Here is a 17,666-nt window from a genome sequence, read left to right as displayed (position 1 = left end):
ATCGAAAGGAACGATAAAGCATGGAGGCGCGCCGTGTTCAATACGCCGATGTTTTCGATTCGCAACACCCTTTTTCTCCGATTGATCCTGACGTTTCTGCTGATCCTCATGCCGCTTCTCCTTCTCGGGCTTTATTTGTACCAGTGGTCCGTACAGACGGCCAAGGCGGATATCGGCAAGACGGCGCTTTCCCAAACCTCGTTTTACCTGACCCTCCTCGAAAACGAGGTGGAAAGGATCAAGCTGCTCCAATTCGGCCTGCTGGAGGATGATGGTCTGAACGCGTTGACGCTGCTGTGGGATCGGATGGGGACGATCGAGCGGACCGACAAGATCAACTCGCTTCGAAATCGGCTCTATCTGATCCAGAACAGCAGCATGTACATCAAAGAAGTCAGCGTCTACATCCGCCCGATCGGCCGGGCGGTTTCGTCCGTCGACGGCGTTCGTTCGCTCGACGAGAAGAGGTATGCCGACATTTGGTCCGTCTACGGCCGCCGCGGCTCTCGAATCGTCGAATGGCGAAACGGGCTGTTCCTAAGCGCGGCCAAGCAGAGCGGAACCCCAGGGGGACAGCCGCTCTTCGTCGTCGAGATCGAATTGGACCAGCAGAAGCTGAGAGAATCGCTCGCCCAGTTCAATACGTATGCGGGCAGCGGCACCTTGTTTGTCTCGCCGCATCATGAAATCAAGCTCGCAAGCGGAGCTGTCGAGCGCTTTCTGCAGGAGGCGTCCGCTTTCGCAGAGCAGCACGCAAGCCCGGAGGCCGATTACGGGGAATCCCAGGAGATCGGGGGCCATGCGTATTATACGGTCCACGCCGCATCCGACAAGCTTGATTTGGCCATTTACCGATTTATTCCGTCCGATGTCATCCGCAAGCCGATGGACAAGTTCTACACGTGGGCATGGTTGTTCGCGGCGGCGGCGCTGGTGATCGTCGCGTTGTACGCCGTCTCGACATACAAGTTCATTCACAAGCCTCTGCTAAGGCTCGTGAAGAGCTTCCGGCGCGTGGAGAACGGAGATCTGGATCAAGTCATCACGCACGCGTCCAAGGACGAATTCGGCTATTTGTACAGCCGTTTCAACCAGATGGTCGCAAACCTTCGGTCGTTGATCGACCAAGCGTACAAACAAAAAATCATGACCCAGCGCGCCGAACTGAAGCAGCTTCAATCGCAGATCAATCCGCATTTTCTGTTTAACAGCTTTTTTATTCTGAACACGATGGCCAAAACGGGGGATATGGAGCGGGTTGAACAATTTACAATTCAACTGGGCGAGTATTTTCAGTTCGTCACGCGCAACGCCTCGGACATGATTTCGCTGGGGCAGGAAATTCAGCATGCACGCACGTATACGGATATTCAGGTGCTGCGGTTTTCCAGGCGCGTCAAAGCGCGGTTCGAGGAGCTCCCGGCGAAGTACGAACACCTTCGCGTGCCCAGGCTGATCGTCCAGCCGATCATCGAGAACGCGTTCGAGCACAGCCTGGAACGCATTGAAGAAAACGGTCTGATCGTCGTCCGCTTTGAAAGCGCGGACGATCAGTTTGATATCGTAATCGAAGACAACGGCGATCAACTGACGGACGAGAAACTGAATGCACTGTCCCTGGCGCTGTCGGACAGGGACGCGCTCGCGGAGACGACGGGAATGGTCAATATCCATCGCCGTTTGAACATTACATTCGGCGAGAACAGCGGGATTAGGGTAGACCGAAGCCCATTAGGCGGGCTACGCGTAACTCTTCATTTCCAATGGGAAGGGGCGAACCGATGTATCGATTGTTGATCGTCGACGACGAAGAGATGATTACCGACGGCTTGTACGAGACGCTGTCCGGACAGGACCTGGGACTGGACCTGTACAAGGCCTATTCGGGCCGGGAAGCGCTGGCCTGGCTCCATCGGACACGCGTGGACATCGTCTTGTCCGATCTCCGCATGCCCGGCATCGACGGGATGCGGCTGCTGTCTCTGATCAAGACGAACTGGCCGCACTGCCGGATCATTTTTTTGACCGGATACAGCGACTTCGACTCGGTGTACCAAGCGATTCAGACACCTGGCGTCCATTATTTGCTGAAGAGCGAAGGCTATCCGAAGGTCATCTCGGCGGTCAGGCAAGCCATCGCCGAGCTGGACGAGAGTTTACGCATGGCCAACCTCATCCAGCAATCGAAAGAAAAGCTGAACACGCTGGAAGTATTGGCGCGAGGAAACTACTTTCAACATCATCTGCACGGAGTGAGAATGCCGGAAAGCCTGGATGAAGATTTTCGGAAGCTGGGCATTCCTTTGGATCCCTCGCTGCCGGTATTCGTGGCGCTGGGCGACCTGTCCCAAGATTCTCAGAGGCCTTCCTATGCCAATCGGCAGGAAGCCGCGCTCGCCGTAACGTTGTTGGCGGAGACGTTCCTGTCCGTTCAGACCCGAAGCCTCGGCATGATCGATCGATTCGGGGACCTCGTCTGGCTAATCCAGCCCAGGCGCGCTCTGGAGGACGATTCCCTAACGGATGATCGGGCGCCGACGCTCCCTTATTTAGAGGGGCAGTTCGAGTTGATTCAGCAAGCGTGCACGGAGAATTTGGATTACTCCGTCGCCGTTTCGCTGGGCGACCGAGCTTGCGAATGGAAGACGCTGTCTTCGGTCTACGAAAAAATCAGGAGGCAGCGGCAGCTGCGAATCGGCGACGGCGCCCAGCTGGTACAGACGGTACCGCTGGAATCGGGCGAGCCTTCCTGCACCGTCAAAGATCGCTCGCCGCGGGAAAAGTCGGATGCGCTAACCGCTTTATTGGATGCGGGGCGCCGCGATGATTTTTTCAAGCTGTTCGACGAAATGACATCACCGGACCGGGAGCTTGGCGCGCCTCATCTTGTGGAACTGTATTACACGATTGCGCTCGTCCTGTTGTCTTACGTGAACCGCTGGGAGCTGGAGGACAAGGTCCCGGGAACCGCGGCGTTTATGCGACAGGAAGAGCATCCTTCGTGGGCAGAGGCATTCGCGTTTTTGCGGACGACGGCGGACCGGCTCTTCGAGCTGAGGCGAACCGGCGAGCGCAACCGCGCGGCCGAAGCGATCGGGAAGGTTCGCGCCTATATCGATGAGCATCTCGCGGAAGACCTGTCGCTTGTTCGTCTGGCCGGCTATACCCATTTCAATCCGTCGTATTTATCGCGTCTCTTCAAGCAAGAATGCGGCTTCAATTTGTCCGAGTATATCGAAGCGGCCCGCATCGAGCGGGCCAAGACGCTGCTTAAGCAAGAGGAGCGGAAAGTTTCGGAGATCGGCGTGCTGGTCGGGTACGAAGCCTCGCAATCGTTTACCCGTTTCTTCAAGAAGGCGACCGGCGTGACGCCGCAGGATTATCGGGAAGCCGCGCGGCAGTAGCGAACGGGGGCCGGCGCGGACTTGAGAACGAGCAGGTCCTGGATTCTGTATTCGGATTTCAGAGGGGAAACGGTTGAATATTGGATTTGATTCAGATTTATTCGCCTATCCCGTAGATGGAACATCATAACATGTGGATCTATCTCGAGACGACCTTACAGGGTCGTCTCTTTTTAACTTCCATAAAATCTGAAACGATTTATTATTCTCTCTACTAGGTATTTTGGATTTGGTTCTTTACACTTGATTTATTGAGTTGTACAAGGAGTGAAAACGCGTGAAAGCAGCTATTTATGAAGGGAATAGTGCCATACGGATCAAGGAATGCACCCCCGTCCCTCCTGCGTCGGACGAGGTTCAGATTGCAGTCGCTTATGCGGGGATCTGTGGAACGGATTTGCATCTTTATCACGGTCGAATGGATCATCGCATCGTATTGCCGCATGTAATGGGACACGAAATGTCGGGTGTAGTCCGATCCGTCGGTACGGACGTTACCCATGTGGCCGGGGGGGATCGGGTAGTTGTCATGCCCTTGATCTCCTGCGGGGAATGTCCGGCCTGCCTTGCAGGGCATGGGCATATCTGCCAGCGTTTGAAATTCATCGGCATCGAGACGCCGGGGGCGTTTCAATCGTATTGGACCGTACCCGCCCATGCCGTATTGCCGATCCCCGATTCGCTGTCTTTGAAGCTGGGCGCGCTTATCGAACCGTTGGCGGTCGCCTGTCACGACGTTCGTATTGGAGAAATCCAAAGCGGCGAATGGGCGGTGGTTTTGGGAGGTGGGCCAATCGGAACATTGATCGCGCTTGTCGCCAAGGCGTATGGAGCGAATGTAATTGTCTCCGAGATAAATCCATATCGGATCGAGCTGCTTTCGAAGCTTGGAATCGAGGCGATCAATCCGCAAAAACAGGATATCGTCGAATATGTCGAGCGAATGACGGGAGGGGCCGGTTGCGATGTCGTATTCGAAGTGACTTCCTCCTCCGCGGGTGCGCGTTTGATGACACAGCTTCCCCGAACGCGCGGAAGAATCGTGGTGGTCGGTATTTTCAACGATCCGCCTCCGGTAGATCTTCATCGGTTTTTCTGGCGGGAGTTGAAGATGCTCGGGGCGCGCGTGTACGAAAAAGAAGATTTCGAAGAGGCGATCGCGCTCGCGTCCTCCGGCGATCTGCCGCTGGAGCGGCTGATCAGCGATGTCTATCCGTTGGAGCGTCTGCAAGACGGGTTCCGGCAAATGGAATCCGGGGCGGGCGTCATGAAGATTTTGCTCGACTGCGTCGGAGATCCGGAGGAGGGATAATATGCAAGCCAAACAAGCCGAACATCAACCGATGGTCAGCCTGCGGGTCGATCGTCCCTGTCGTCCGCCCGAATGGGCGGTATTGCAGCAGCAGTTGATGGATGATCTCAATAACGCTGCCGAGGCGTTCGTCGAGCGATACGTCCAGCCGGACGGAACCCTGTTATGGAGGAGCGTCTGGCCAGGCATGGACGGCTCGGACGACCCCTACGAGGGTTTCATGAATCTTGCGCTTCTGTACATCCTGGGCGGCCATTCCGCCTTGTATGAGCATGCCCGTAAAGTGTTCGACGGGATTACGTGGCAATGGACGGAGTACGGGCAGATTTATCGCGAATTCGACGGGTATTACGATTGGATGCATCACGGAGAAGGCTGTCTGTTCTTCTATTTTCTCGGCCTGGCGGATCCGGAGAGTTTGAAAGACAGGCAAAGGGCGCGTCGCTTCGCGCAAATGTACACGGGAGAAGATCCGGAAGCGCAAAATTATGACCGGGAGAAGAAGCTGATTCGTTCACCGATAAACGGCAGCCGCGGTCCCCGATTCGTCATGACGGAGGAGGATTGGATCACCCACCGTGGCATCCTGGACGATTATTTACCTCCCTTCGAAGATTTGACCGGCGTCGACATCGCGAGCGGCAAATGCCCTTGGTCGGACGATGACGTGTTCAGAGATATTATTCGAAAAATGAACGACCGGATGGCAAAAGGGGACGTTCCGTTGAATCTCAACGCGACCAGCCTGATCGCGCACGCGTACATGCACAGCGGAGACGAAGAGCTGATCCGGTGGGTTGTCGAATATGTTGGCGCATGGAAGAAAAGGGCGGAGGCCAACGGTGGCATCATGCCGGATAACGTAGGCTTGTCCGGCGTCATCGGCGAGTATAACGAGGGCAAATGGTGGGGCGGCTACTACGGTTGGCGCTGGTCGCACGGTCTGTTTACGATCGTGGAGCCGTTGACCAACGCGTCCATGAACGCCGTGCTCTTGACTGGAGATCGGGGATGGCTTGACGTCGCCAGGCGTCAGTTGGATCTGAATTGGGAGCTTCGAAAATCCTCGGACGGCAGATGGCTTGTGCCGCACAAACATCTGGACAGCGGTTGGACGGACTACAAGCCGGCGAATCCCGCTTATCCGATTTACCTCTGGACCGTATCCATGGACCCGCAAGATCTCGCCCGCTACGATCGGCTGGACGTCGCCGAATTCTACAAGGAAATCGAGATCCCGATCGTATCCGGCCGCAACCCGCATACCGGCAAAGAAACGAAACACTATATCGCCAATACCGTTCCATGGTTCGAATACATTCGCGGCAACGATCCGACCTATCCGGAGAAAATCCTGAAAGCCAACCTTGCGCTCGTCCAGAGGCAGCTGGATAAAATGAGGTCGCCGGAAGGAGATCCGGAAGGTTGGGTCTCGGACGGGTACAATCTGCAGGAGTTGTCAAGCATTCACAAGTGGCAGGAAATGTGCCCGGTCTACCCGGAAGGCTTGCTGCAGTTGACGCTGGGCGCGCCCATGCATATTTCCCACGGAGGCCTCCAGCACGCAAGGGTTCGGTATTACGATGCAGCAGCCGGAAGACCGGGATTGCCCTTCAAGGTCAGCGCGCTGGTGGAGCGGATCTCGGACGATTCCGTGACATTGACGCTGATCAATACGGACGATGCCGAAGAGAAGGAAGTCGTCATTCAGGCAGGAGGTTTCGGTGAGCACCGTTTCACGAAAGCGGAAGCGCTGGACGAGTGCGGCGAACCCGCCGTTTCCGTCCAACTCGCAGATAAATGGCTGCTGGTCCAACTCGGACGGGCAGCCGGCGCGAGGATGGTGTTGACGATGGAGCGCTACGTCAATCCTCCTTCGTACGCCACGCCGTGGAGCCGGCGAGATGCCGCTCCGTTGATTCAATCGAGAACGATTACCTGATGCACAAGGAGGCGCAGCGGCCATGAGGCGAAGGAATAAACACGACCTCTCGATGGCGGGGTATCTGTATATCGCACCCTGGCTGGCGGGATTTCTTTTACTGACCGTTTGGCCGATGATGCAATCCGTCTACTTTTCGTTTACGAATTATTCCCTGCTGGAACCGGCGCAGTGGATCGGCCTTCGAAATTATCGGCAAATTTTCACGGAAGACACTTCGTTCGTCCATTCGCTCAAAGCAACGACTCTTTTCGTGTTCCTCTCCGTGCCTCTGAAGCTGGCGACGGCGCTCCTCATCGCCATCGTATTAAACAGGAAGCTCAAAGGCATGCATTTTTATCGCACCGTCATTTATTTCCCTTCGCTGATCGGGGCAAGCGTGGCGGTGGCGATCCTCTGGAACAACGTGTTCGGCGTGCACGGGCTGGTGAACCAGTTGTTGTCCTACTTGCATATCGAGGGCAAGAACTGGATCGGGATGCCGGAAACGGCGCTCGGTACTTTAATCGTGCTGGCGGTCTGGCAATTCGGTTCCTCGATGGTTATTTTTCTGGCCGGACTCAAACAGATTCCCGGAGAATTCTACGAGGCTGCCGCCGTCGACGGCGCCGGCAAGCTTCGGACTTTTTTCCAGGTTACGCTACCCCTGCTGTCGCCGATCATCCTGTTCAACCTGGTGCTTCAGACGATCGGCTCGTTTCAGATGTTCACGCAAGCCTTCATTATTACCAAGGGCGGTCCGGTGGAAAGCACGTATATGTATGCGCTGCTGCTGTTCGATAAAGCTTTTGCCCACTTCCAGATGGGGTATGCATCGGCTTTGGCTTGGATTTTGCTGGCGATCATCGCCGCGGTGACTGCGCTCATCTTCGCGACAGCCAAGGCATGGGTCCACTACGAGACGGATGGAAGGTGATCGCATGAAAGTCGCAAAAAGGAGCGCAATCGGTTCTCACCTCTTGCTCGCGGTCATCAGCGCGGCTATGATGTATCCAGTGCTTTGGTGGTTCGGAGCGGTGTTTAAACCGATCGAAGAGATGTCGTCGGCGAACCTGATTCCGCTTCGCCCGACGTTGAAGAACTTTACCGAAGGCTGGAATGCCATTACCCATTATTCATTTGGCGTGTTTTTCGGAAATACGCTGGCGCTGTCGGCAACGCTTGTGGCGGTGTCCGTCGTGTCCTGCAGTCTAGTCGCTTTTGGCTTCGCCAGAATGAACTTTCCGCTTCGCAACTTCTGGTTCTCGATTGTGCTTCTGACCTTGATGCTGCCGAACCAGGTGACGATCGTTCCGCAGTATGTCCTGTTCGACTCGTTTCGGTGGATCGACACGTATTGGCCGTTCGTCATTCCGCATGCGCTGGCCGGCGGGATCGGGGGCTCGTTTTTCATCTTCCTGTTTGTCCAGTTTATCCGAGGCATTCCGAAGGAACTGGACGAAGCGGCGAAGATGGATGGGTGCGGTTCGTTCAAGATATATAGCCGGATCATCGTACCGCTGCTAGTGCCCGCGATCGTAACCGTCTCCATCTTCTGTTTTCTGTGGAATTGGGACGATTTCTTCGGCCACATGATCTATCTTCAATCGGTTGGCAAATTTACGGTCGGACAAGCGTTGAAGCTGTTTGTCGATTCCCAATCGGCGGCGCCGTGGGGACAACTGTTCGCGATGTCGCTGCTGTCGATCGTACCGGGTACCGTGCTGTTCTTTTTTACGCAAAGATACCTGGTCGAAGGGATTGCAACCACCGGCCTCAAGGGATGATCGGACATGATGGATCGCTTGTTTAAAAAATGGCATATCCGCCACCTTTACTTCTGGAGCATGACGATATTCGTCGTGCTTCTGTTTGCTGTTGTCATCTGGACCAGCTATTATTTCTCCGTTCAAGGCATCATTCGCACCACTTCTTCCCATCAGGAGAGAATTTTGGCGCAATTAAACGAGAAATTGCGGGCGAGGTTCTCCCTGATCGAATCCGTTTCGTTGTCCGCCGTTCGGAACAATCAGTTGATGAATTTGTTAAGCGAGCCCAAGGAGTCCTATGAGAACCTGGTCGCGGTACAGAACGTCGTTGCTTCGCTGCAAACCTTGACTTTCAGCACGCCATCCATTCTGAATATCGACGTCTACGTCCGGGAAGCTCCCCGCAGCGGAATCAACGACCCCGTACGGTTTTTGGAACTTGCGGCCATCGAAAAAGAAGATTGGTACTCGCAAATCGGCCAATCGGATTTCGCGTGGATCGGCGAGCATCGAACCATTGCCTACACGGGCGAAACGTCCGTCGTCAGCTTCGCGAGAAAGTTTTATTCCTCCGGCGGCGATTATGGAGGCATCGTCATGATCAACATGAAAGCGAGCGAGGTGCAGCAGCTTCTGCTAGAGGAGAACGTCGAGCCCAGTCGGCAATTGTTCGATTCGGGAGGACGGCTTATTACCCGCGTCGGCCGGGATTTCCCGCTATCCGACATCCCGGAGTTGGATACGGGCGAAAGACTCGTTGATTTTCCGCCCGCAGCCAATGGATACCGGCTTGTTCCCGGGCAAGCGCTAGTGGTATGGACCCAGATCAAAGGCTCGGGTTGGCTGCTCGCGGAAACGACGCCATGGAAGGGCTTGGTCGCGGGGAGCGCCCGTATGGCGAAATTTCTGCTCGCCATCGGGTTAACGGCTGTTGCCGCGCTTGTCCTGTTCTTCTTTCTGCTGAACCGAAAGTTTACTCAGCCCATTTACCTGCTGCTGCGGGCGATGAATCATTTCCCGGCAGAGAAGGGCAGGTCGATGCTGCCCGAAGACTACCGAAACGAGTTCGGCCAGTTGTTCCACGGTTATCGAAAGCTGCTGTACCGGATCGAAGAATTGTACGAGACGCTCCGTCTTCAATACCGCAAGCAAAAAGAAGCGGAGATTGGCGCGCTCCAAGCTATGATCAATCCCCATTTTCTGTACAACACGTTAGATCAGCTGAACTGGATGGCCATCAAGGACGGCAACGACCGAATGAGCCATGTGCTCGAATTGACGGGGAAAATGCTGCGGATCGGCTTGTCTAACGGAGAGTCGCTGATTCCGCTGTCCGCTGAACTCGAATTGAGCGAATGCTATATAAAAATTCAACAGATTCGCCTGGGCGACCGGATCCGCTACGAGATAGACGTTCCGGAAGAAACGAGGAGCTGTCTGGTCCCGAAGATGACGCTTCAGCCTTTTATCGAAAACAGCATCCGCCACGGTTTTCACGGGCGCAAAACCGGCGAGATCGCCATTCGCTGCCAAAAGGAGGAGCGCGGCCTGCGATTGATCATTGAAGATGACGGAAAGGGATTGCCGGAGGAAGCCGCGCGGTTGTCTGCCCGAACCCGTGGAGGCTACGGACTTCGCAACGTCAGGGAGAGATTGTCGGCGTTCTTCGGCAGCGGAGCGGCGCTCGAGATCCGCGGTCGCGACGAGGGCGGAACGCTCGTCGCGCTGTTCATCCCGGAGCTGCGAGACGTGGAAAGCGGCGGAGGGGAGAGGATACCATGAAGAGCATCCTCATTATTGACGATGATCCAAACGTATTGGAGGGCATGAGAGAATCCATTCCCTGGGAACTGCTTCAGGTGCGGTGGGTCGGAGAAGCGATCGATGGGCAGGAGGGGCTCCGGCTGGTACGCGAGCTCCATCCGGACATCGTTCTTACGGATATCAACATGCCCGAAATGAACGGGCTGGAGATGATCGCGGCATTGCGAGAGGAGGGCTTCAACGGCAAATTCGTCATTTTAAGCGGCTATTCCGATTTCGAATACGCCCGTCAAGCGGTCAGACTTCGCGTGGACGACTATTTGAGCAAGCCCGTCACGATGGAAAGCTTGAAAACGGTTCTTTCCAGGGTAACGCAAGGGTTGGAGCAGGACCGGTCGAATGAGAGCGAGTATAGGAAGCTGCAAGATCAGATCAAACGATACAAGCCTTTCGTCATTCAAGAATGGCTGAAATCGATTTTGACGGGAGGTCCTTCGGAATATACGGACGAATGGCCGGAGATTCGGGAGATCGTCGCGGATTGGAATGGACGGGACCATCGAATATTGAGGCTGGATCTCCCGTTCGTACAACGATGGGATGCCTGGGAGAGGGATCGGAACTTGCTGCGATTTGCGGTGCAGAATGTCACGAGCGAGATGGTACGGGAAACTTTCCCTGCATTCGATTACGTCGAATTGCACAGCCGACGATATGCCGTCGTCTTGCACGGAGAGCCGCATCGGCCGCTCAGCGGTCTCGAACGCGAAGCCGAATGGCTGAGGGCCGGGCTTGCGTCTTATTTGGGCACGAAGCTGAAGGTACCTGTGCACATCAAGTTGAGCCGCGTCCAACCGGATTGGAGAAAGTTATCGGATGCGTTTAATGGCATGCTCGAGCAACCCGAAGTTGCCTTTCCTTTGTTCAGCTCCCCCGAACGTTCCTTTAAGTTTTACCAGGAGTTGGCGCATGTGGTCCGCCGGGCAGACGAGAAGGAAGCGCGGAAGGTGATCGCCGAATTTATCGGCAAACATGCTTCCGGGCGCCCGTTCGATGAGCAAGAGTTGCGGCTATGGGGAGCGGAATTGTGGGCTACGCTCGCATACTCGCTGTACGATCTCGGGATCGAACTGGATCTGATTGCGCCGAAGTTCGACCTGCCGGCAGAGCTGGGCGGCGACGCTTCTCCGGAGGCGCTGGGGTTATGGCTGGAACGGATGGTCGAGATCGTCATGCGGAGCAAGCATTGGACCGATAACGCCAAGCATCGGCAAATGATCGATTTTGCCGTTCGTTACGTCCATGAACATTATCATGAAAACATTACGCTCGGTCTGCTGGCGGATGAAATCCATATTTCCAAAAACTATCTGGGGCAGATCTTTCGTAACGGCACGGGCGAAACCTTCAATCAGTACGTCACCAGGATTCGCATGGAGAAAGCCAGACAGATGATATTGGAGGGAAAGCTTTATATCTACGAAATTGCGATGAAAGTCGGGTATTCCAATATTCCGTATTTCAGCAGCCAATTCAAAAAGTTTATAGGCGTAAACCCCGCAGATGTTCTGAAGAATAAACCTTAGCGTTTCCTGCGATCCGTGTTTAATAAAACTTTTTGTTGGTTTGTCTCATTTGAGAGCGCATCAGGGATGCCTATAATCAGAAGGGAAATAGCATGGAGAGGGGATATCAAAATGACAAAAGCAAGATGGCTCGGACTAGGCGCGACCGCTCTTTCCCTTGTTCTGGTGATTACCGCCTGTGGCGCGAATTCGAACGATTCGAAGGGAAGCGCGAATTCGCCGTCCCATTCGAAGGCCGGTTCTGCAGTTCAATTAGGCATTACCTGGGCGGGATCCCAGGTCCGTCACGATGCTACGCTGGCCGCGCTGGACCTGTACTCGAAGAGCAATCCGGACGTCACGTTCGAACCGACCTACATGGGGTTCGATACTTATTTCACCAAACTGGCGACCCTTTCGGCCTCGCGCAATCTTCCGGACATCATGCAGATCGATACGGGGAACCTGATGGACTATGCGCTTCGCAACCAACTGGCGGATCTGTCCGGCGGAATCGATACTTCGAATATGAATGAGAAGCTGCTATCCGCCGGAAAAGTGAACGGTAAGTTGTACGGAATTCCTTTAGGCGTAAACACGATTACCTTTATGTACAACAAAGCCGCATTCGACAAGCTGGGCATCCAGGTTCCGGAAAAAGGATTCAACTGGGATGAATGGGTAAAGATCGCTAAGGAAACGAAACCGAAGCTGGAAAAAGGCAAATATTTTATGATGGACTTGTCTATGGCAACGGGCACTACAGAATCGGACAAGTACGAGATCTACCAGTTAGCCTATGGGAAGGGGTTCATCCATACGCCCGACGGCAAATTCAATATCGATAGGGATACGTACATCCAATTCAACAAATTATTCGCGGATCTTCGTAACGAAGGAATCGTTCCTCCGGCGAACGTTACGGCGGGGCACAAGCAAAACGATCCGCAATTGGATCTCTTTATGAACGGAACGATTCTGGTCCAACGGGAGTATGCAGCCGCCTTCCCCAATTTTGAAAGCGTACACCCGGGACAATTCGCGATGACATTGGTTCCGTCCGCCTCGAATGCGGGGGGCTTCATGCTTCCTTCCCAGTTTTTTACGGTCAGCCAAAATTCCAAGTATCCGGATGAAGCCCGAAAATTCATCGAATGGTTCGTCAACGACAAAGAAGCCGGTCGGGCGTTGACGCTTGCGCGCGGAGTTCCGGTTTCCAAGCCGGTGCTCGACGACCTGTCGCAGACCCTGGATGCAACGGCCCAGATGCAAATCGATATTATCGATCGCGTGGCGACGGACGCCAATTCGTTCTCCAGCAGGCCGAAAGGTTACGGCGCCTGGACGGACGAGTGGACAAAGATCTCCCAAGCTGTCGCGTTCGACAAAATGGCGCCTGAAAAAGCATACGACGAGCTAAAGAAAAAGTGGGACGAAATCATAAAACTGTAAAATAGCTCATTCCAGGCCGGGAAACAAAATCGGCCTGTTTTTTTTGCGTTTTATGGACAGCATCCTTCACAGCACCGAAGCTAGCATCTTCAAATATGGCAACGCTTTCTTAAGGAATCACAAAGGTATTCAAGAAGTATGCGGGCATCACGCCGGGCGCTTGCCGGGAAAACGAACAGGCCGAGGAGGACACAGACGGCGAGCGGGAATGAGTCTGCAAAGATAGCAAAATACAGCATACATTCGCAACACCCGTTGAGGTGAACGCGCGATAGCGTTGCTACAATAGGAATGTATACCCAGTTTGGCGTGCGATATATTGCCGAATCAACCTTAATCACGGAAGGATGAGAATGGAAGATGGCGAACTTGGACGCAGCTCCATTACCCGATAAAGATCTGCGAGCGGTTCGGAAAGAGCTGCAGGGCACGGTCCGGGAAATCCATTATCCGGTTAACCATTACATCCATTCGTCGCGACAGTTGGCGATCCCTCGCCACTTCGATGCCAAAGAAGCGGGAAGAGAAACCGTTGAAGGGAACCCGATCGAAAAAACCTGCCGCATTTATCTGCCTGCCGGCTATGACGAAAAGGATACGGATACCCGGTACAATGTGATGTATTTGCTGCATGGGGTCGGAGGAGACCAGGACGAGTGGCTGGGCGGCAACGGTATAGCCGACGGCAACTATATCTTGTGCAATCTTATCGACAACCTGATCGCGAACGGCGAGATCGAACCGCTGATCGTCGTCTTTCCGAACGGCAGAAGCGCGCACGACTGGAGGGACCGCGCTTTTACTCCCGCGGGCACCAACATGCTCGGTTTCTATTACTTCGATTACGAGCTGAGATACGATCTGATTCCCTTTATCGAATCGAATTATGCTACCATCTCCGACATCATGGACGGTTCCCCCGAAGGAATCGATCGCAATCGCTTGCATCGGGCGATCGCGGGTTTGTCGATGGGCGGGATGCAAGCCCTGAACCTGGTCCTCGGAGGGCACCGTTACGATTCGGTTCTGTATACCGGAACCCAAAGCAGCTGGAAAAACGGGCTGGACGAAACGGTGCTTGCGCCGGGAATGGCGGATCTGTTCGCGTATGTCGGCGCCTTTTCCAACGCGCCCACTTCGAGCGGCGGAAATCGATTGGGCACCCGATTGGCGGAAAGCGGCCGCAAGCTTCAACTGCTGCATATGACTTGCGGCGACGCGGACGAAGTGGCGCTAGAATCCTACCGCCGGTCCGTCGATGGGCTGGCGGAGGCGGCGGGAGAAGCGCTTGGCGAGTTCTATCAGGCTCTGATCAAGGATGGGCATCATGATTTCCGCGTGTGGAACAACAGCTTGTACCACTTCATCCGATTAGCCTATCGGAAGGCGGAGGAGAGAGGGAAACCGTCCATGTGACGGGCGATTATTTTCCTTGCCGCGGGTTGTCTGCATGCTGCCGGCGTTTGTAGACGGAAGGCGTCATGCCGGTCAACGATTTGAACGTTTTGTAAAAATAGGACTCGCTCTCGAAGCCGCACCGGCCGCATATCGAACTGATGTTTTCGTCCGTTAGCGTCAATAGCTCTTTTGCCGCCATGATCCGTTTGGCCGCGACATAGTCCGTTACCGTCATGCCCGTCAGTTGCTTGAATACGCGTGAAAAGTGGGAGGGCGTAATCGACGCCCGCCGGGACAGGCCCGACAGTTTTAGCTCCGGTGCGGCTACGTTTTCGTCGATGAATGCCAGCGTTTCCCGCATCCATGTCGGTTCCAGTCCCGCATCTCCGCCATTCTCCCCCGCGTCCGAAACGGACATCCGGTTCAACGTCAAAAGCAGGTCGTGCAGCCGAAGCATGATCGAATGGCGATATCCGGTCTGCCGCCCGAGAAGCTCCTCCTGCATCGCCTCGATCAGGCGGACGATCGCTTCCCGATCCGGACCTGCTGTTTCGAGCTTATATCTCCGTCGTTTTTTCGCATAATCGAAGCAGCGGAGCGGGGAATAGGCTTCGCCCAGGTCCGTCGGACGGATCAGCGAACGGCCGAAAAAAATCGCCGTCGACGTCACCGGCGTGATAGTGTCGGGAAACGCGCGATGAATGGTATTGCCGGGAATGAGAAACAAATCGCCGGGGCACATATCGTAAAACGCATGATTGACGAAAAGAACGCCTTTCCCGGCGTAGACGTAGATCAACTCGAAGCCGTCGTGCAGGTGGTCGGGCAGCTCATGCTGGGGCGACTTCGTATCTTGATAGACCAGCCGGAAGGGAAATCGGTCGCCGTTTTCGAAGTGCTTGCGAAGCGGTTCCATGAATGCGAAGCCCCCTTTAATAAAAAACCTCTTAGCTGCCATTATGATAGCAAAATAGAGCAGATAATCGCAATATAAGTGGAGGAATGAGCGTTATTATGCAGTTAAAATAGAATTTGGAACATAAAATGATTACGTCAACCTGCCATTGTTCATCCCTTACCAAGGAGCGAAAGCAAATGAAGTACAGGACGCTTGGCAAAACGGGGCTGGAGGTTTCCGTTCTGAGTTTTGGGGCCTCGTCGCTCGGCTCGGTATTTCGGGATACGGATGAAGGCGACAGCATCCGCACCGTTCATGAGGCGCTGTCCGCCGGCATCAACTACATCGACGTATCGCCGTATTACGGCATGACCAAGGCAGAAACGGTGTTAGGGAAGGCCATGAAGAACATTCCTCGCGACACGTTCTATCTGTCTACCAAAGCCGGACGCTATGGTCTGGACGATTTCGATTTCTCGTCTAAGCGGATAGCCGCCAGTCTCGAAGAGAGCCTGAGGCGGCTCAACACCGACTATGTCGACATCCTCTTCCTTCACGATGTAGAGTTCGCGGAGCCGGGCGTGATTTACGAAGAGGCGATTCCCGCGCTTCATCGGCTCAAGGAACAGGGAAAAATCCGCCATGCCGGCATCTGCGGGCTGCCGCTCGATCTCTTCCGGCACATGCTGCCCGACATCGAAGTGGACGCGATCATCTCCTACTGCCACTATTCGCTGAACGATACGTCGCTTCTGGAGCTTCTGCCGGAGTTGGAGCGACAGCGGGTAGGCTTGGTTAACGCTTCGCCGCTTTCGATGGGGCTTCTCGGCACGAGGGGAACGCCGCAATGGCATCCCGCCAGCGCCGAAGTGAAGGCGGCGTGCAGGCGGGCGGCCGAGCATTGCGCCTCCAAAGGCGTCGACATCGCCCGACTCGCGGTTCAATTCTCCACTTCGAACGAGCAAATCCCGACGACGCTTGTGAGCACGGCGAACCCCGAGAACATACGGAAAAATGCCAGCTGGGCAGAGGAACCCACGGATCCGGAGTTGCTGGAGGAAGTGCTGGACATTCTTGCTCCGATCCGGGACAAAACCTGGGTCAGCGGCATCCCGGCGTACAATCAAAACTTGAATCTATAGCATTGAAGAGAGGGACTTCGCCATGAGAGGTATGATTTGCCGAGAAGTCGAACAGTTCGAATTGATCGAGCTGGAGGAGCCCGCCTTCGTGCCTGGAGAAGCGATCGTTCGAATCAAGCGCATCGGCATCTGCGGCACGGACATGCATGCGTACAAGGGAAACCAACCCTTCTTCTCCTATCCGCGTATTCTGGGCCACGAGCTATCGGGCGTCATCGAGCGGATCGGCGATAACGAAGAAGGATTCCGCCAAGGCGACCGGGTTAGCGTTCTCCCGTATTTGCATTGCGGCGCATGCGTGGCCTGCCGCAATGGCAAGACCAACTGCTGCACGCAAATGCGCGTGCTCGGCGTCCATATCGACGGCGGCATGCGCGAGTTGATCTCCGTGCCGGTTACGCATCTGATCAACGCGAACGGGCTGTCGCTCGACGAAGCGGCGGTCATCGAGCCGCTCAGCATCGGCGCCCATGCCGTGCGTCGATCGGAGCTGAGGCCTGGAGAGAACGCGCTTGTCATCGGCGCCGGACCGATTGGACTTGGCGTCATGGCATTCGCCAAGCAACGGGGCGCGCAGGTCATCGCCATGGATATCCATGACGAACGGCTCGCCTTTTGCCAACAGTGGGCAAAGGTCGACCATACGGTTCATACACGGAAAGATCCGGACTTGCAGTTGTTGCGCTTGACGGAAGGCGAATATCCGACGGTTGTCTTCGACGCGACCGGGAACGCAGCTTCCATGACGGACGCCTTCCGGTATGTCGCGCACGGCGGCAAGCTTGTGTACGTCGGGCTTGTGAAGGGGGAAATTGCTTTCGACGACCCCGAATTTCACAAACGCGAGATGACGCTGATGGGCAGCCGGAATGCCACGAAGGAGGATTTTCTCCATGTGCTCGAGGTTGTAGGAAGCGGCGCAATCGACGTAGGCAGTTATATAACGCATCGATCGTCGTTCGAGGAGATGATCGATCGATTCGACGACTGGCTGGATCCCAGGTCGAACGTGATCAAAGCGATGGTGGAACTGTCATGACG

13 protein-coding genes are annotated in these 17,666 nt (G+C 55.0%); 12 read left to right on the top strand and 1 reads right to left on the bottom strand.

Annotated elements, in window-relative coordinates; translation table 11 throughout:
- Positions 1-33 precede the first annotated feature (33 nt).
- The 10 genes from LKX83_RS02920 (at position 34) to LKX83_RS02875 (ending at position 14,603) form a co-directional block, all read left to right on the top strand.
- Positions 34-1,797, top strand: a complete 1,764-nt coding sequence (locus tag LKX83_RS02920; protein ID WP_227880678.1) for a sensor histidine kinase — start codon at positions 34-36, stop codon at positions 1,795-1,797.
- Complete coding sequence (locus LKX83_RS02915; RefSeq protein ID WP_227880677.1) at positions 1,782-3,404, top strand: response regulator transcription factor; 1,623 nt, start codon at positions 1,782-1,784, stop codon at positions 3,402-3,404. Before LKX83_RS02920 ends, LKX83_RS02915 begins: the two co-directional genes overlap by 16 nt.
- A gap of 277 nt (positions 3,405-3,681) precedes the next feature.
- On the top strand, positions 3,682-4,716 hold the full coding sequence (locus LKX83_RS34205) for a zinc-dependent alcohol dehydrogenase (protein ID WP_227880676.1): 1,035 nt from the start codon (positions 3,682-3,684) through the stop codon (positions 4,714-4,716).
- 1 nt (position 4,717) lies between these two features.
- The gene (locus LKX83_RS02905; protein ID WP_227880675.1) at positions 4,718-6,658 is read left to right on the top strand and encodes a DUF8034 domain-containing protein; all 1,941 of its coding nucleotides are present in this window, start codon (positions 4,718-4,720) and stop codon (positions 6,656-6,658) included.
- A 22-nt stretch (positions 6,659-6,680) separates the two neighbouring features.
- A complete protein-coding gene (locus LKX83_RS02900; RefSeq protein ID WP_227880674.1) occupies positions 6,681-7,574 on the top strand; it encodes a carbohydrate ABC transporter permease in 894 nt (297 codons plus the stop codon).
- Between the two features lie 4 nt (positions 7,575-7,578).
- On the top strand, positions 7,579-8,424 hold the full coding sequence (locus tag LKX83_RS02895) for a carbohydrate ABC transporter permease (RefSeq protein ID WP_227880673.1): 846 nt from the start codon (positions 7,579-7,581) through the stop codon (positions 8,422-8,424).
- Positions 8,425-8,430: 6 nt separating this feature from the next.
- Positions 8,431-10,188, top strand: coding sequence for a cache domain-containing sensor histidine kinase (locus tag LKX83_RS02890; protein WP_227880672.1), 1,758 nt, complete (start codon positions 8,431-8,433; stop codon positions 10,186-10,188).
- Entirely contained in the window at positions 10,185-11,756 is a 1,572-nt protein-coding gene (locus LKX83_RS02885; RefSeq protein WP_227880671.1) for a response regulator transcription factor, read from the top strand. Before LKX83_RS02890 ends, LKX83_RS02885 begins: the two co-directional genes overlap by 4 nt.
- Positions 11,757-11,867: 111 nt before the next feature.
- A complete protein-coding gene (locus LKX83_RS02880) occupies positions 11,868-13,187 on the top strand; it encodes an ABC transporter substrate-binding protein (protein WP_227880670.1) in 1,320 nt (439 codons plus the stop codon).
- A gap of 360 nt (positions 13,188-13,547) precedes the next feature.
- Positions 13,548-14,603 (top strand): alpha/beta hydrolase, encoded by a 1,056-nt coding sequence (locus tag LKX83_RS02875; protein ID WP_227880669.1) that lies wholly within the window; start codon positions 13,548-13,550, stop codon positions 14,601-14,603.
- A 7-nt stretch (positions 14,604-14,610) separates the two neighbouring features.
- On the opposite strand, the gene LKX83_RS02870 is transcribed toward LKX83_RS02875, so the two are convergent.
- Positions 14,611-15,501 (bottom strand): AraC family transcriptional regulator, encoded by an 891-nt coding sequence (locus tag LKX83_RS02870; protein ID WP_227880668.1) that lies wholly within the window; start codon positions 15,499-15,501, stop codon positions 14,611-14,613.
- Between the two features lie 179 nt (positions 15,502-15,680).
- Between LKX83_RS02870 and LKX83_RS02865 the strand changes: the two genes are divergently transcribed.
- Together LKX83_RS02865 and LKX83_RS02860 are read left to right on the top strand one after the other, a co-directional pair.
- Positions 15,681-16,625, top strand: coding sequence for an aldo/keto reductase (locus tag LKX83_RS02865; RefSeq protein WP_227880667.1), 945 nt, complete (start codon positions 15,681-15,683; stop codon positions 16,623-16,625).
- A gap of 22 nt (positions 16,626-16,647) precedes the next feature.
- A complete protein-coding gene (locus tag LKX83_RS02860; RefSeq protein ID WP_227880666.1) occupies positions 16,648-17,664 on the top strand; it encodes a zinc-binding alcohol dehydrogenase family protein in 1,017 nt (338 codons plus the stop codon).
- Positions 17,665-17,666 lie beyond the last annotated feature (2 nt).

The sequence above is a fragment of the Cohnella baijiui genome, assembly GCF_020731285.1.
Lineage (GTDB): Bacteria > Bacillota > Bacilli > Paenibacillales > Paenibacillaceae > Cohnella.
This window is presented reverse-complemented; position numbering and strand designations above follow the sequence as displayed.

What these genes read in the sequence shown, in the direction of transcription:
- LKX83_RS02895 (WP_227880673.1), top strand. Translation starts at nt 7,579, where the DNA reads ATGAAAGTCGCAAAAAGGAGCGCAATCGGTTCTCACCTCTTGCTCGCG.
- LKX83_RS02915 (WP_227880677.1), top strand. Translation starts at nt 1,782, where the DNA reads ATGTATCGATTGTTGATCGTCGACGACGAAGAGATGATTACCGACGGC.
- LKX83_RS02900 (WP_227880674.1), top strand. Translation starts at nt 6,681, where the DNA reads ATGAGGCGAAGGAATAAACACGACCTCTCGATGGCGGGGTATCTGTAT.
- LKX83_RS02885 (WP_227880671.1), top strand. Translation starts at nt 10,185, where the DNA reads ATGAAGAGCATCCTCATTATTGACGATGATCCAAACGTATTGGAGGGC.
- LKX83_RS02890 (WP_227880672.1), top strand. Translation starts at nt 8,431, where the DNA reads ATGATGGATCGCTTGTTTAAAAAATGGCATATCCGCCACCTTTACTTC.
- LKX83_RS02880 (WP_227880670.1), top strand. Translation starts at nt 11,868, where the DNA reads ATGACAAAAGCAAGATGGCTCGGACTAGGCGCGACCGCTCTTTCCCTT.
- LKX83_RS02870 (WP_227880668.1), bottom strand. Translation starts at nt 15,501, where the DNA reads ATGGAACCGCTTCGCAAGCACTTCGAAAACGGCGACCGATTTCCCTTC.
- LKX83_RS02875 (WP_227880669.1), top strand. Translation starts at nt 13,548, where the DNA reads ATGGCGAACTTGGACGCAGCTCCATTACCCGATAAAGATCTGCGAGCG.
- LKX83_RS02905 (WP_227880675.1), top strand. Translation starts at nt 4,718, where the DNA reads ATGCAAGCCAAACAAGCCGAACATCAACCGATGGTCAGCCTGCGGGTC.
- LKX83_RS02860 (WP_227880666.1), top strand. Translation starts at nt 16,648, where the DNA reads ATGAGAGGTATGATTTGCCGAGAAGTCGAACAGTTCGAATTGATCGAG.
- LKX83_RS02865 (WP_227880667.1), top strand. Translation starts at nt 15,681, where the DNA reads ATGAAGTACAGGACGCTTGGCAAAACGGGGCTGGAGGTTTCCGTTCTG.